Genomic DNA, 16,661 nt, shown 5'->3' with positions numbered 1-16,661 from the left:
ATCGTGATATCGCGGAAGCACCTTTTTTTCTGTATAATAATACCAAATCTATTTGTAATCAAATGGACCTTTTGAGTAAAATATTCCGATATTACACATTTATGATATTATGCAATTGCAATACAACAATACTATGATATCACAATGGTGTAGTATTGTGTTATGTGATAATTTTAAAATTTAGTCATGTTAAAGATATTTTAATTCTAGCAATTAATTCATACGTCACTACGTTAAATAATGAAGAAAACTCAGTATAATCGACAACTGATTTAAAAAAAATATATTAACTATATTAAGTACATCTAATATAGTTAATATATTTTTAGGTTTAACGATTAAAATTTCTATCTCTGTAAATATATTAAATATACTCAATATATTAAGCTGAATATTCCAATGATCCGTTGATTTAAAGAAAGAGAAAAAGTTTCTTTTTTTGCTCAAATTAATTTTAGTCCGTTGAGTACTAGACTAAAAGGCAAAATTTAACTATTTATTGTCTGGCGTATACCTTTAAAAGCATGATATTATTAAATCGAATCACAATATTACAATATTTAAGATTCATGATATCGTGAAAACGTAATATTTAAATATTACGATATTGTGATATTGATTTTTTAAATTATCAAAAATGTTGTCAGCTTACAATTATTCAATTCGTTTTTTCTTTCTTTTTCCAATTGACGATATATATATTTCATATTCATCTTGAAGAGAGAGAAGTTCCTCATAAGTAGAAGACATGTTTGAACTTGCCGCAAGCCCTAAGTCATAAATGAAACCTACAGGTAGTGATTCAACTCGTCGATTTCGTGTGATCCAACTAGCGACAGTCCCTTGACTATAGCCATAAGACTCACAAAATTGATCGACAGTAACTCCTAGATACTTGATAATAAATACATTGATTGGGTGGGAATAAACAAAGGTATTTCGAGACATGGTGGGTGAGCCTACCTCTCTTATTATTATTGCGTTCGCAATAATATTTTAACGTTTATAACCTGCTATTGTCTACTTCTTTTATTCACCAAGACTAATCCCTAATATCGTCATCAAAAAAATAGGTTTAACCCTTCTTGCTTTTCTATTCTTTCTTCATCCATACTAATGATTCGTCTTCTACAAAATATTCGCTAAATTCTTGTTCACTAATGACCATGAACGTGCCTGGAAAGAGCTTCAGAAGGACTTGTCCGTACTCCAACGCAATCATGCCACGCGCTGTTTCAAAAGCTACTTTCCCATTTTTTGAGAATTTCTTTGTTTTTTTAATCGCCGTATTTCCGCAAAAAGTTCTCAAACAGCCGTATTGTCCTTCAGTGTATTTCAAATATTCAAAGGGTTTCTCATTAAAACAATTCCCTGTCGCTTTTATTCTCGTTTGCTGTTTTTCTGCTAATAACCAACTTTTCTTAGTCGAATGCTCTTGCAAGCGTGCTTCTACTGAAATAATCGAGCCATCTTCTTGTTCTAAATAAATGGAAGAATAATAATCCTTGGAAAGAGGAACTGCCTTGCTTAATTCTGAAATCTGTCTCCCTAATAAACGACAACCAGTTTCCTGGGCGAAGGTATAAACCAAATATTCTGAACCATCTTTGAACAAGAGAGAATAGACTTGATACACTTTTTTTGGCTTCGCCTTTTCCTTTTTGGGGACTGCGGCTAACTGTTGAATCACTGGTTGTTTGACTTCGTGTGTTTTTTCATACTCCATTAATTGTTTTACCATAGGCTGTAGCTTGTCTTGGGTTTCTCGATACTGCTCACAGTATAGACAATAACGATCCTTACCAATCGGATGAAACAAATCCGGATCGGACTTATGTTTCTTTTTGATTTCTTGCAATTTCTCCTCATAAAAATATTTCAGTGTCAGCATTTGTTTGTACTCTGATCGATTCACTTCTTTTACTCCTTTTGTTTATGATCTACACATCATAAATTTTTTCTTCAAATAGCTTTCTATTTATTCTATCACACATCAATTCTCTTTATTTTCAGTAGAAAAGTGATCACTAAAACAACTAAACAAAAAATAGCGTTAGATTTTGGAAAGGGTGATTTAGCATCTATTCGACTTTCCTTACCGCTATTTTCTGTACAGATGATCCAGTGATCCCTAAAAAGCCTTTTTGCTCCCAGTACTTCTCTAACTCTTTTCATACGGCGCAATATAATAGTAGAAACTATGATAGCCTGCGCTAGCTTCCAGATAAAAGGTAAAGCAATCAAGTCCCACTTGGTTGATTAATTGTTGCCCATATCCCCAAATTTCCTCTAGTAATTCTTCATAGCAAATATAGCGCCATTCGTACTGCTGAATGATATTCATAGCTGACTCCATTTATCTAACTCCTGGATTTCAATGTGGCGAATTTCGTCGTAATGGACCTTATGTTCTCCAATAAAAATACCTAGTCCATCATAACCATGAATTTCTCCCTTAATATCATCCGGATAGTAGCCTTCAGTATCACGTTCTTCCTTTTGGATACAAACAACTTTTCTTTTAAGGACAGCAGCGTTCAATACTTCCGTAATCTCTTCCGTTGTCATCTGCTCTTTGGCCAAATTTTGATTGGCTCGTTGCTCGACGTCGGCATCGATCTTTTCTGTGTGATCCGAGAGATAGAAACCTGCCCACTTTAGACGACCTCGATCGTTGTAATCAATCATTATTAAGCCCTCCATTTCCGCCAGCATGTCCACCAACCAATGTACTTCTAGTAATACTACGTGCGCCTTCTAACTTAGAAGAAGCGTGTACAATCGACGTAAATCCATATTTCTGTCGAATCTTGTCGATAATCTTATCTAGTTTTTCCTCATTAATCTGTTGTTGTGGATCACTAAACAAATCTAGCTGAAGGGAATCAGTATAAACGAGTTTACTATACGTAATTCCAACGTGTCTCACTTCTTGTCCTTCATAGTACTTATTAAATAAATAAAGGCAATAGTACTGAAGCTCTTTCGTGTTATCAGTGAGTGGGATTTTCATTTGGTGCGAAAACCCCGACTTTGTTTCCAGAATCGACGTACCTATATACAAGCGAACACAACCAGTCTTACACTTATGCTGTCGAATACGTGCAGCCACTTGTTCCGCCATTTCCTTCACCACGATTTCAACTTCTTCTTTCCTCGTATAGTCCTTCGGTAGCACCTGAGAATTGCCATAAGATTTCTCTTTGGTTGGTTCTGGCGGTTCTGCGATATCCGTTCGATCAATCCCATTCGCATGAAAATAGAGCTGTAGTCCAATAACCCCTAATTGCCTCTTGAGCGCGTATGGGTCCCAATTTGCTAAATCTTTAATACTCAGGATTCCCATATGGTTCAATCTTTTTTTCATGCGTGATCCGATACCCCAAAAATCCGTCATTTCTTTAATTGCCCAAATTTTCTCTGGCACATTTTGATACGTCCATTCCGCAACAAATCCTTTATTATGCTTCGCTTCATTATCTAAGGCTAATTTAGCTAAAACAGGATTATCACCAATCCCGACAGTTGCGATCAAACCAGTTTGACGGTAAACGTGTAACTGTATCTGTCTTGCGAGCTGTTTTCGTCTCTCACTTCTTGTACCTGGTGTTGTAAATAAGTTCAGCGATTTTGTTACCTTTAGAATCGACTCATCGATGGAATAGATCAATAAGTCTTCATCTGCGACGTATTGCCGAAAAATACTATTTACTTCCATATTTTTTTTGATATATAGGTTCATCCTTGGTGGTACAATGTGTAATTCTTTAGGTAAAGGATAAGGTAGATCACGCGGTCTACTGACGTTCGTGATTCCATATTTACTTTTGGCCGTTGGTGACGCTGCTAATGTAAGCCCTGATCCAGTATTGTCTGCTCGACTCATCACGATCAATTCAGCTGTTAACGGATCTAAGTTTCTTTCAACACATTCCACCGAACTATAAAAGCTTTTCATATCGATTAGAAAGTAATCATTGACTGGCTCTTTTGAGTAATCAAGCATGTTGTTCTCCCCCTCTTCCATTACATTATACAAACATATGTTCGCATTTGCAACGAGGGTCTTCTCTAAATAGAAAAATAGCCAGACGACTGTCTGACTATAATTAACCTACTTATTTTTTTCGTTTAGCAATTGGAAGTCTTGATCAATAAATTGGTAACAATTCCCACAATTTTCACAATGGTATTGTTTCGTTTGAATATTGAGTTGAATCAGCTCACCGCAAGCACAATCGATCGATACAGCCGTTCTTCGTTCTAATCCATATAATGGACGTCCCCAAAAAGTATAGCCTACTTGTTGTTCTTTCATTTGCTTCGTTCCTCCCTAAAAATATGTCTATTCGTAGCTGGTATGACGATTCGTTCGACCAATGATACATCTTAATGAGTGAACCTGACCTTAGAATGCTCATATGAACAAATTTTTTTATTTACTTGTTCTCTTTTGCTAAATAAAAATCACTATTACTTCAACTACTTCAATCCACGTCAAAATATCACATTACTCCATTTTTCAGCATTTCTTATCATATAGTCACTTGATCGTAATTGGTGTGTAACTACTTTCACCTTCTATTTTTTATAGATCTTTGATTTCAATCTCTCGTATATATGCTTAATTTGTTTTTATCTCTACGAAAAGCTGTTTAAAATTTTATACTAAAACCAATCGCCAAATATAAATTAATTTATACTTGGCGATTGAGATATTAGTAACTAACATTTATCTAATTATTACTTTTATTTCCAAGCATTTTTACGTGAGAAATTTCTACTGGATCAAATGTAAAATTGTTAAAAGTAATAACTACATTGTCTATAGCGTCAACATTATAATATACTTCACGTTTTTGCCAGTTAGTGGAAGTGTAAAAAAGTTTAACATCCGATCTTACTTGTTGTCCACCTCTATAAAAATCAATGTTAAATTTTAAACCGAAGAAAGGACTTCGATCTTCAAAAAATATAGAAATATCATTCACTTCAGAAGTATCAATAGTTTGAGATAATGCTTCGAGATCACCTATATCTCTCCCCATTAAATGAGCATAGTTTCTTCCACTTTCTTTTCTTATTTCTGATCGCCCACCTTGTTCCATCGATCCAATTCGTAAATTCCAATCATCGAATCCATTTGAAAAGTCTCCATTCCTAACTAAGTTTTTATTCTCTTTTACGAACTGCCATTCTACAGTGTTACTTGACGCAGAAAATAGATTTTCCTTAGCTTTTGTCTTCACACTAAAATCATAGGTAAGTGAAGGGTCTAACTGATCTATTTTGTAGGAAAGTGTATCACTATCTACAGTTTCTATTAATTGATTATTTTGATAAATGGCATAGCCGAGGATATTTTGATTGGTTTCTCCTGCTTCCCATGCCAGCAACACACTATCTTGACTTTTATCTTCGATTCTAAGATTTAGTGGGGCTTTCGGAAGTGTTACTAGTTTCAAGTCATTGCTAGGAACAGATCGCCCCGATTCTGTTTTGGTTTTAACCGTTAATATTGATTCAGTCATTGAATCTAGATCCTCTAACTGTAACTCTTCTGTAAATTTATCTACTTGATGAATCAATTCATTATTTTGATAAATTTCATATCCAGCTACAATTTCTATTGGTTCCGCGGCTTCCCATGTTAGTAAAGCACTACTATCAGTTATATTATTTGCCTGTAGATTTCTTGGTGCTTTAGGTAACGTAGTAATTTCTACCTCGTTGCTCGGCTGTGAAGTTTGAGAACCTACTCTGGCTTTAACCGTAAACTTATAATCAGTAGCTGATTGTAAGTTTTCAACCGTAAATGTGGTTTCAGAACCCTGTGCGGTTTGAATAAGTTTTTCATTTTGGTAAATCTCATATCCGGTTTCTGAAGAATGATTGTCACCTGGTTCCCAAGACAATCTTACTGACGAATCATCAATTTCATCATAACTCAAATTCTTTGGGGGACTTAATGGTAGAATCGATAATGTTTCAAGGACGTCATCTTGCTGCCCCCCTGGCTGGCCACTACGAATTTCCAATGTGAGATCATTTGTGGTTGTATTCGTCTCAAATCGAATATCAACGGTGTCCTCAGTTGAATTGACAAGCCTTGCATAGAAGAATCGATTGTTGTACGTTTCTCCTACATAGTCTCCCTGATTCAATAAGACTATTCGATTATGCCCTTCATACGACGCCCTATCTAAGGTAATGATTATTTCATTATCTGTCAAAGAATATCCTTTTACTATCTCAGAAAGCGGCAGTGATTGTGTTTTAATCGTCAGTTTTTCACTTGCTAGGGACGAGTTTACTGCTGTTTTGGCCTTAACTGTAAAATTATAGTACATTGCCGTGTCTAGATTTTCAACTGACAATGAAAGCGTATCTCTATCTACAGTTCGAATGAGGGTTTCATCTTGGTAAATTTCATATTCAGTAATAACTTCTTCTTTTTCTAAATTTTCCCAATGAAGCGTAAAACTAGTTTGTGTCATATCTGACGCACTCAAATTCATAGGCACTTTTGGTCTTGTTCTCACCTCTAAGATATCACTAGATTCTGATTGATTACCCGAGTGGTCGATAGCGACTACAGAAAAATGGTAATCAGTATAAGAAAGCAAGTCATTCACTACATATTCGGTAGTTTTACTATCTACTTGACCAATTAAACGAGATTGATTATAAACGAGATAACCAGAAACCCCAACATTATCTGTAGAAGGAGCCCATTTTAAACGAACACTAGTATCTGTTAAATCGTGATACGTGAAGTCCTGCGGTACGGTTGGAGGCTCTTCATCCATTAATAAATCAAATTGTTGCGTTTTAGTAGACTCATTTTTATCACTTAATTGAGTTGTCCGGTTATTATTAACTGTTAAAACTTTACTGTTGTATTGATAATTTTCTAGCTCAAATATATTATTTTCGATTTGATTTAATACCCAAAACTGATCATCTTGAGTCTTGTTCTCTTGCATCATTATTGTGCTATTATCTCTTTGATCTATACCAAACACCATACCTGTTTCTTTGTTGAATAATTGATAGGCATTCCTAGTTTCATCAAATATCAAATGTATAAATTGCGTTGATTTATTATGGAATTCCGCCACAGTAATCGGTTCATTTACTTGTTTCGAATGCGTAAGGATTTCAGACGGAAAAAGAACGGATTCAAAACGAACCATAGTGTCATCATATACTTTTAGAGTCGTTCCTGTGACCGTCTTACTTTTTTCTGAAGGAGTGTCTCCTATTCTAGCAACTACATAATACTCGTACTTTGTACTGTGAGTTAGCCCAGAATCTGTGTAGGAAGTTGTCCATCCGTCAATAGTCGCGATTTTCTCATCGTTTCGATAAATGTCATGATAGAGTGTTCCAGGAAGTGAAGCTTGATTATTTAGACTCTCCCAATTCAAAGAAATCTGTGTATGCTGTACATCTGTTATTCGCAAATCAATCACTGAATGAGGCAATGCATCTACACTAATATCTAATCCTTCAGCCATGGGATTTCCATTTTCATCAATTGGTAGAACTAAATACAGATGTGATAATCCAGGAGTTAATCCAACAACTACTGAGCTTAATGAGCTACCTATTGTTGTAACACCGGTAAATGTCCATCCAGTAATTCCTTGTGCCCATCCAAATAGCTGAAAACTAGATGGTGAAATCTCCGAAAAAGAACCGCTCCAGTCAAGTGTTGCATTGGTTGATGTAGTATCCCTTGCTTTATCTTCATTCCGCTTTCGATCGTCTTCGTCGCTCGTTTCTACAATCACTTCATTACTTGGTTTCGATTCATTCCCTGCTTCGTCCAATGCCGTCATAGAATACGTATACCGTTTTCCTTTTTGTATCGAAACATCATTAAAATGACGGGCATTCCCTTCAACTTCAAAAATAACTTCTTTTCCTGGTAGGTAAGAAATATTAAATAAAGAAGAGGTTTCTTCGCGCTTTATTTTCTTTTTAACAACGCCAACGTTATCTGTAGCTGTTGCTAAATTAAAATTTGCATGTGAAGATGATAAAACTTGACTTTTTAAATTTCCGGACAACTTTGGAGGCTCAGTATCTTTTGTTTTTATTTTTAAAGGCTCACTTTTCTCAGACTCATTTTTAGCTTCATCCATAGCTGTTACTCTAAATTCATATTCTGTCACCTGATTTAAATTCTTAACATCTACCTCAATTCTTTTTTGATTTTCACCTGGATTTGGTGAGTGTAATACATTATCATCTGGAACTGTGTTGTAATCTTCTATTAATTCTCCATCCATGTAGATATTGTATTTTTCTACACTGACATTGTCAGTAGAATGATCAAATGTGAATTTCACAGTATTTCCTGTCACATCTAGTTTTTGTAAGTTTTTAGGAATAGTGGGCGATACAGTGTCAAATAAATTATCTAAAAAACGATTGGTTAAAACCATCTGAGTTGCAGATCTTTCAGCAATGGGCTTGTACGGATGCAATTTAGCTCGAAATGCTTCACAAATGTACTCTTCCCAAGATTCTTCTGCGTAGTTACTATCTAAAATATCTATCAACGTTTTTATTTCCAAATCTCTTAACTCTTCAATTACCTCATCAAAAATCTGACCACTAAGCATAGGGTGACTTTGAAAAAAATAGTTAGTTCTTATAGCAAAATGAAAGTATTCATGTATTATAGTGCTAGCATATTCATCTAGAAGACGATTTTCTTTTATTTGTTGGAGGTGATTTAACTGATTGAAAGAAATAGCTGTAGAAGCTATGTACCCTTCAGGAGTTGATTTTGTCCAAGTCAATCCAGCATCTGATAAATCAAAAGAGTTATCAAACTCAATTCGTTTTTCCTCCAAAGTTAAATTCATTGTTTTATTATCAAATACACTAGAATGCTGCCAGTAACCACTAGTTAAGAAGATTTGCCAATTTTTAGTTTCATATTCATTTAGAAAATTTTTTTTCCTTAGATTAGTTAAGGATTTTAGTATAACATCTTCATAATTTGAATTGGCTAAAACAAATCCAGCATTTAAACCAACAGCTTCTATTTGTACTAGAGTAGTAGAAATATCAAAATATTCCATCAAAATATTTTGTACATCTTCATTAGCTTCACCTATCGCTTCTTCAATCGTACTTTTTGGAACAATATTGGCATTGATTTTGATAGATGGAGTAAGATCACCTTCCCGAATAATTTCTTTTTTAGTATAGTTAAGCGCTTGGTCTCTCTTTAAGATGTAATAAGAATTACTTAATGAACCTAGTCTTACCGCTTCAGTATCTTTAGGTAAAGTCAGCTTAAGCTGAATGTTTTCTTTCCTTTCTTTGTTAAATGGCTGCGGTGTTAGGCTACCCAATAAATAACCATGATCAATCCCATACAAACTATCATTTAAAGTTGAATTTATTACGGTTTCAGAATCATCCAATAAATATTCCGAATTTATTCCAAAATCTTCCATAGAAAGATTTGCATATAATACAGTTTCTTGATTAAACGATTTTGTAAACAAGCTGTCGATTTCTTCAAGCAGCGTAGTATTTTCGTATAACTCACTTCTATTCATGTATTTTCTTCTTAAACTATCATTAAGGTTTTCGATCATTTGAATATCTTCGTTTCTATTTAATTTAGAAGGTATATCAGGAAAATTACTGTTACTCCAGTTGATACTTTCTTCAGAATCATTTTCAAAATTAAGAATTCTATTTTTTCTATTTTGTTCTACGCCACTTTCATTAAAAGTAGTTTTAGTTGTACTATAAGCTTTACTTGGAAATATTGTTAATATTATCACAAACACAAAAAGTATTTTGCCAAATATTTGGTGCCTCGATATTTGATTCAATTTTTTTACCCACTTTCTTTTTTCTGTTGCTCTAAAAATTACTTAAATCAAAGTCATTACTCATAACCAAAAGGTATTATTAAGAATCAATAAGACCAAAATTAAATTATACGTTATTTTTACCGATAAAACAAAAATATTTTTTAATTAAAATATGGAATATGTTAAAAAATTAGTTCTTGATTTAATAATAAATGCTCAAATTTTGTATTTTTAAAGTTTACCCTAAATAGACACCGAGAGATCATTGAAAAATCTCGATTTCTAATGTATGATTAGGGTGTATTTTAAATAGTTTGAGAAAGTAGGTAAAAAATTGAAAGTTGCTTATATTCGAGTATCATCGATTGATCAAAATGAACAACGACAAATTACAGAAATGAAAAAGTTTGGTGCAGAAAAAATTTTCATCGAGAAACAATCTGGAGCAACGATCACTCAACGACCGATTTTCCAGGAAACTTTAGAATTTGTAAGAGAACAAGATATTTTTATTGTCGAAGCCATCGATCGATTAGGCAGAAATTATGACGAAATCATTGACACAGTCAATTACCTCAAAAAGAAAAATGTGCAACTAATCATCACTAGTTTACCAATCATGGCTGAAGCAATTGGAAACCCGCTCCTAGATAAATTCATCAAGGATTTAATCATTCAAATTTTGGCTATGATTGCAGAGCAAGAGCGTACGGAATCAAAGCGTCGACAAGCACAAGGGATTAAGATTGCAAAAGCGAATGGTGTTTATAAAGGCCGTCCAAAGTTATACAGCGCAGATACAAAAGATCCCCAACGTCGCCTTGTTTATAAAAGCATCGTTGAAGATCTAAAAAAAGATGTTGCGATCACTCAGATTGCGAAAGACTACAATGTTACAAGACAAACCGTATATAGAATAAAAAAAGACAGCATGATCAATGACGAATAGTTGATCATGCTGTTGTTTCTATTTTATTTACTTACTTTTTGAAATACTGTTCTAACTTTCATCAATAACTCCTCAACCAAACTATCATGTGCTTTTTCCAAGAAAATACACTCTCTGGCTTCATAATCAATTGTCGTTAATTGATCTAATAATACTTTTCCTGTTGTCTTCATTTCATATTTTGAATTAATATTTACATATAACGGATAGTTTCTAGTTGTACTAGAAATCGGAGCAACTGTAACAACGTTACTATAATCTGCAATAATATCATGACTTAAAACAATATAAGGTCTTTTTCCTGTTTGTTCGTGTCCAGATCGAGGTGCTGTATTCAATAATAGAATATCGCCTTGTCTAGGCTTTCTCACCATTTTTCATTACCTACTGCTTCACCTAAGTTTTGAATCGTCACCTGATTTCTTTCGTCAGTGTAATTTTCAAATAACTGTTCAATTGTTAATTCATTTTCTAAATTAGCAGCTTCGATGATTAGACGCTTTTGACCGTTTACTTCTTCTTGTATTATCTTCACTTTGTCTTCTGTATGAATTCCAAGATATTCCATAATATACTTTGGCAATCTAAGACCATTACTATTTCCCCATTTTTTTATAGATAACATTTCCATATTAGACACCCCTTTACGTATATACATAGTATAACACACCCGAGAAACAATGTATATATATTGTTAATCCTTTCCTGTTAAATTGGATTAACATTCTATGGATTTTTGAACCGATAAACACCTTACTTTATCTTTTATTTCTCTTGCTCAACTTCAATGTCCTTTTCTAATTAAGTTCTTCAGCAGATAAACAGAACGGACAAAAAAGCATACTCTGCTGGACTTTAAAAAATATCTTTCTGCCCTAATTTATTTAACTGCTAAAAGAACAATAAATAAGAAGCAATAACTTTTAATTTTGATCATACCCCTATCTGAACAAGAAGCTTTACTCACATTTTTCACTAAAAGATTATTTAGTCGTGTTTATAGAGTTGAAAAATTTTTTTCTGGAACAATACTTATCAAAAAGAGTGTTCAAAATGTAATTTTTTGAACACTCTACAAAATCTTTTTCGTAATAATTTGGACGATCTACCCATTAAACAATCATAGAACATTGAAAATTATGGAATGTTTCGGTTCCATACTGAGATCATACCCGCATAATTCTTTGAAATAGGTGTGGTAATCCGTTTCAACCATTCGAATAATGGCCTCATCCGAAAAATTATCAAAGACAAGCACTTCCGAAACAATTCCCAGCTTCGCATCGATCCCTAAGATCTCTGGCCAGACTTGCCAAAAATTATCTTGAGAGATTTGTGCTATGAGGGTCTCCAATCGGTCCGTTTGCCTGTGTAAATAGTCCTTTAGGACTGGGCTTTTTCGTTTTCCTGCTGCTTCAAAAGTTTTATGAAAGCCCTGTAAATAGGCCTCCTTTGTCGTAAATCCTGTCATGCTTCTTTTCCTTCTTTCTTTTAAAAAACAATCCGGTCGATCAATGGATTCAATCGATGTTTGACCCGTGTCCAGTCTTGCGCCGTCGGAAGACTATTCATCAAGATATACTCGGTTTCCAGTGCGTAATCCAAAAGGTACGGTCGGTAGTTGGTGACAATCAGATCAATTTGCGCATCATTCAAGCTTTCCTGCGTCAATTCCTGCAGTGGAAGAAAGAGTAAATTGTAATGCTTACCTAAGAGCTCCTGGGCCTGCAGTCGAATCGATTGCACCACCAAATAATCTCCTTCCAGTAAAAACAAAACCTGCTTGACGGGTTGGTAATAATGAAACAACATATCCATGTATAACGTAAAACTGACGGCCACATCTTCAAAGGTCACTGCTGAAAAGCGAAGTGTCTGTGCATGCTTTTGTAAGAAGCAGGAATTGATCTCATGGATCTGTCCATAGGTTTGCTTGGCCATGATACGGACTTCTTCTAACTCTTTATTCAATACCGGACTTAACGCTTCATTGATCAGACGTGAGACTAAAAACGACGTCATAAATTCCCCTAACGTGTCGGTATCCCATTGTGCAAAGAAGGGATCCGACAGATAATCTGATACCACTTGTTCAAGGCCATCCCACTGATTGAATCGTTGACTGAATGTATGTTCTTGATCTACTCGATGAATCGTTCGCTTGGAAATGATCGATAGATGGACCCAAGCGAATTCTTCCTTTGGCAGATAGATCTCATATTCCTCATGGATCCTCGCTTGTAAAGAATAAAGTAGCTGAAAATCTTTTTCCTGATAATCGACGTTCTTCAACCACTTAGGCAATGAAATAAACTGATGTTGTTTGACACGAACCATCGTGATATAAAGATGGTAATAAAAAGCAGAAACGGTCGTCCCTGTCCCCAGCTCATAATCCCCCAGCTTGCTAGATAGTTCATCCAGAACCAATGCATGCAGCCCTTCGGGCGGACGAATCGTAAAGGGGGTCTGTTCACTGCTGTAATAAAAATCAAAAAAAAACTTGCGGATGTCGGCTTCTTCCCCTACAAAATTCACGGGGGTAAGAGTCAATGTTAGATTATATTCAGCTAAGATCGGTTCAATTTTCACTAAAAACCGACGCAACGTACTTTCGGCATAACTGTACTGGTGTGCCAAGTCAGCTAATGCGATAGGCTCTCCGTAAAAAATCGTCCCGACAATATCAAGGAGAACTTCGTTCTCTAACAGTTGTTCTTTCTTTTCTTGGTATCCTACCCGGTCACGTTCGTCAAAATGAAAACCGTTATACAGTGAAAGCAATTCAATGGTCTTCCCAAAGTAACTTTTGATTGCTTGAATATCTTTGACCATCGTTCGTTGCGAGATCATCAAGCGTTCACTCACCGCAACAATCGTAAAGTGGTGTTCTCGTTCAATAATAGTCAAAATCCGCATCCAGCGACGGATCTCGGCATTCGTAATAAAAGCAATTTGTAATTCGCGCATACCTATCCTCACTTTTTCATTTTGTTCCTTTTCCCTTCACAATAACCACACAATGTTCGTTAGATTGTTTCTCTTGTGGGCAAAGTTGTTAATTCAAGCCTTCCTGTGCGTACTTTTTTTGGGACTTGATTCATTACTTTGATATGGCTTAGGAAACATAATTGATTCGCTAAAATCATCTATAAAGGATGGTCAGTTCTTTCCCCATAGTTAACTGATCCACAAACAAAAAAAGGCTTTTCTTCATGAATCAGTGCTTCTTTCTTATCATAATACCTCCTTCGCGTAAAAAAAGAAAATTGGTAACCTTTTTCATTACCGACCAATTGGATCATCTCATCGAAATAATCTTTTTCTACTTATATGTATTACATGATCATTCGACGTCCAAAGCCAGTTTGATTGATCAGAGTCTGAGCTATGATGCACTCTTTTTCTGATAGCCCTAAAAATATTACTCCACACATAGTCTTTGGTAATAAAGACTAAATGATAAAATAAATTCTGAATTTTTTCTTTCTGTGAAGAAAAAGAAAAGAGCCGCAGCCCTTTTCTTTTTCAACTAATTGTCGGGAACTGCACTCAATTCCCACGTAAGGGTCGTTTGATAGGTAGCTGTTCTTGGGTTCGCCGTTGGTGGAACTTCAAGGGCGACACTTTCACCTGCACTTTCCCTGTTGCCGAAACGATAAATCCAAGTCCCCGCTCCTTGACCATCGTGCGCGGTCACAAGAAGCGTTTTTTCTTCTGGGATCAGCACAATCCCGTCTTGATTTTGAAGCATTGGTTCGTTAGATTCTTGGACAGATGCAAATTGTTGGTTATTAAGCAACAAACGTGCGCCTCTAAGTTGATTGTCTTGACGATCCGTAAACTGATTATTTTGTGTAACTGCTAATTGCCAACCGTGACGCTCCTCTTTTGGGCGACGATCACTGACTTGGATATAATTTGGTCGCTCTTCTGCGTCATTGATGCTTCCGTCAGCATTCAACAAGCGTTGGGGTTGTGCATAATAGCGCTTGGTCTGCGCAGAAATGCCTTGGGTTCCAAATGAAAAGCGTGACGCAAAATCAATACTCAGTGTCCCTTGTTCTTCAGGAAGCTCAGGTTTATTCTCTGGATCGACTTCAATTTCTGGATTCATCGGATCTACTGGTGAGACAACCTTCATTTCATAAACTGCTCGAATCGTAGTATCTTCGTTTCCCATTGTAACATTTGTTACTGCATTGAAGGGGTCGTCAATCGTACTACCCTCTCCATTAATGATTTCCCATCGAACAAAGTCATATGCTTGGTTTGGATTTGCACGAATCACTGTTTTTTCTCCTGGAGATAGTTGGAATGTCTCTACTTCCGGAGTTCCTCCATTTATTGGATTGGCTTCTAAAACGACTTCGTATTTAATTTCCTCAAATACTGCTCGAAGAATGGTATCAGAACTTCCCATCGTAAATTTAGTGTTCCTCGCTTCTACATCTTCAATTACGCCACCTGATCCAGATACAATCTCCCATCGACTAAATTGGTAGCCCGGATTAGGGGAAGCGCTAATGTCCACTGTTTCCCCTTGAAACACAGAAGTCTTGTTTGACTTAGCATTACCACCTTCTATAGGAAAACTTTCGAACGCTAAATTCTTAACTACAGAATTTGCTGGCCTATTCATAAACATACGGAACCCATGTGCATTACTAGAAGTTGCCCGAAACTCTGCGCCATTTCTCAGTATCAATCCTTTATTACTGATGCCGCTAGGTACAGAAATTCTGTAAGAGTCCCCAAATTCACTTACGGATAGAGTTTGTCCAGTAGTGAGGAGTACTATTCCAATAAGATCGTCCTTTTTGATGAATAATGTATATTCACTGTCGGACTGATAAAAGTATATGGGTTCTTCTAGTAACAAACCATCGGAATTTTTTAATGATATATCTGCAGTAATGCTCGCGCTAGTTCCATAACTAGTTGACCACATAGCCCCAGGCGAGTCTCTAAAATCTATCTGTGAAGCTTGTGAAACATCAAAAAATAAATCGAGATTGTTTCCAGTTGTGTCTTGAACAATATCAGGAAGAATATAACTATCGGCTGTCACTCGCTCACGACGAGCTGCACTACGATCGGATGTCCGTAAAAAGCTAGCAGTCGGTGACATGTTAGCGTTAGATGCTTGAACGTAATAATAGGTTTCAGGTATCAATTCCGGACGTAGTAATTGGTCTCCTCTACTTATAAGCAAAGGGAAATTATCAACATTCCAACTTCTTGGTGTGATATCAAGAAATTGAGTGTCACTATTTTTCTGATGCTCCAGATCATGCTCAGTAACAACGTCTTGGTCCGAATTTCCTTCCATTGAATTGGACTCATCTATTTGTGTTTCTTCCTGATCACAAATTTCAATTTCAACTGAAGATTCACCCACAGATACTTCATACATCCCAGCCACATCGAATACTAATGGAAGAACAAATGTATTTTGCGCACGTTTTGACTGAACAATCCATTCATTAGACTGCTCTCCTTTCTCAACTGAAATCCCTGTTGGTAATTGATCTTTGAGAAGCGTTGCTTCTTCAGGTAAGAATACTCGTGCTTCGGACACTTCTTGATCAGAAAAAAAAGTCACTTTTAATGGCGATTCAATCGTTCCTTGTAGGTGAGAGTTAGAAAAGGAAAAGCGAGGTTCACTTTCTTCTTCCACTTCTAGATAGTTTTTTATGGATGGAAGTTCCAACTGTTCTTCTCCCTGTATCTGCGCCTCTTCTTTTTTCTCCGTGGTTTCCGCATAGACGATGCCTACTGGTAGGAGGAATGCATGCAGAATAAGAATCGTCGTTCCTAAAATGAGCACTCCTTTTTTCATTAGCTTTCTCATAGAATCCTCC

Annotated in this window: 13 protein-coding genes; 1 reads left to right on the top strand and 12 read right to left on the bottom strand. The window is 35.8% G+C overall.

All coding sequences use genetic code 11. From position 1 onward, the window contains the following. Nucleotides 1–654: 654 nt before the first annotated feature. From IGK01_RS14065 to IGK01_RS14035, 7 genes are all read right to left on the bottom strand, one after another. The gene (locus tag IGK01_RS14065) at nt 655–948 is read right to left on the bottom strand and encodes a type III secretion system protein PrgN (RefSeq protein ID WP_438840857.1); all 294 of its coding nucleotides are present in this window, start codon (nt 946–948) and stop codon (nt 655–657) included. Between the two features lie 145 nt (nt 949–1,093). After that, nucleotides 1,094–1,915, bottom strand: a complete 822-nt coding sequence (locus IGK01_RS14060; protein WP_438840856.1) for a hypothetical protein — start codon at nt 1,913–1,915, stop codon at nt 1,094–1,096. 246 nt (nt 1,916–2,161) lie between these two features. Beyond that, nucleotides 2,162–2,344 carry a hypothetical protein gene (locus IGK01_RS14055; protein ID WP_438840894.1) on the bottom strand — a complete coding sequence of 61 codons (183 nt, stop codon included), beginning with the start codon at nt 2,342–2,344 and terminating at the stop codon, nt 2,162–2,164. Continuing rightward, a complete protein-coding gene (locus IGK01_RS14050; protein WP_438840855.1) occupies nt 2,341–2,688 on the bottom strand; it encodes a hypothetical protein in 348 nt (115 codons plus the stop codon). The genes IGK01_RS14055 and IGK01_RS14050 overlap by 4 nt, the downstream gene beginning before the upstream one ends. Further along, a complete protein-coding gene (locus IGK01_RS14045) occupies nt 2,681–4,006 on the bottom strand; it encodes a Y-family DNA polymerase (RefSeq protein WP_438840854.1) in 1,326 nt (441 codons plus the stop codon). The genes IGK01_RS14050 and IGK01_RS14045 overlap by 8 nt, the downstream gene beginning before the upstream one ends. A 108-nt stretch (nt 4,007–4,114) precedes the next feature. Then, entirely contained in the window at nt 4,115–4,318 is a 204-nt protein-coding gene (locus IGK01_RS14040; RefSeq protein ID WP_438840853.1) for a DNA helicase UvrA, read from the bottom strand. A gap of 418 nt (nt 4,319–4,736) precedes the next feature. Continuing rightward, nucleotides 4,737–9,866: a fibronectin type III domain-containing protein gene (locus tag IGK01_RS14035; protein WP_438840852.1), complete on the bottom strand. Its 5,130-nt coding sequence runs from the start codon at nt 9,864–9,866 to the stop codon at nt 4,737–4,739. Nucleotides 9,867–10,182: 316 nt separating this feature from the next. Between IGK01_RS14035 and IGK01_RS14030 the strand changes: the two genes are divergently transcribed. Beyond that, on the top strand, nt 10,183–10,797 hold the full coding sequence (locus IGK01_RS14030) for a recombinase family protein (protein WP_438840851.1): 615 nt from the start codon (nt 10,183–10,185) through the stop codon (nt 10,795–10,797). 23 nt (nt 10,798–10,820) lie between these two features. On the opposite strand, the gene IGK01_RS14025 is transcribed toward IGK01_RS14030, so the two are convergent. The 5 genes from IGK01_RS14025 to IGK01_RS14005 form a co-directional block, all read right to left on the bottom strand. Further along, a complete protein-coding gene (locus tag IGK01_RS14025; RefSeq protein WP_086311656.1) occupies nt 10,821–11,171 on the bottom strand; it encodes a type II toxin-antitoxin system PemK/MazF family toxin in 351 nt (116 codons plus the stop codon). Then, on the bottom strand, nt 11,165–11,428 hold the full coding sequence (locus tag IGK01_RS14020) for an AbrB/MazE/SpoVT family DNA-binding domain-containing protein (protein ID WP_438840850.1): 264 nt from the start codon (nt 11,426–11,428) through the stop codon (nt 11,165–11,167). Before IGK01_RS14020 ends, IGK01_RS14025 begins: the two co-directional genes overlap by 7 nt. Nucleotides 11,429–11,917: 489 nt before the next feature. After that, nucleotides 11,918–12,268, bottom strand: a complete 351-nt coding sequence (locus IGK01_RS14015; RefSeq protein WP_438840849.1) for a DUF7006 family protein — start codon at nt 12,266–12,268, stop codon at nt 11,918–11,920. A 20-nt stretch (nt 12,269–12,288) separates the two neighbouring features. Beyond that, complete coding sequence (locus IGK01_RS14010) at nt 12,289–13,767, bottom strand: helix-turn-helix domain-containing protein (RefSeq protein WP_438840848.1); 1,479 nt, start codon at nt 13,765–13,767, stop codon at nt 12,289–12,291. Between the two features lie 562 nt (nt 13,768–14,329). Beyond that, nucleotides 14,330–16,651 carry a WxL domain-containing protein gene (locus tag IGK01_RS14005; RefSeq protein ID WP_438840847.1) on the bottom strand — a complete coding sequence of 774 codons (2,322 nt, stop codon included), beginning with the start codon at nt 16,649–16,651 and terminating at the stop codon, nt 14,330–14,332. Between the last annotated feature and the right edge of the window lie 10 nt (nt 16,652–16,661).

Origin of the sequence: Enterococcus sp. AZ080, from assembly GCF_051714945.1 — a bacterium.
GTDB classification, from domain to species: Bacteria; Bacillota; Bacilli; order Lactobacillales; family Enterococcaceae; genus Enterococcus_B; species Enterococcus_B pernyi.
This window is presented reverse-complemented; position numbering and strand designations above follow the sequence as displayed.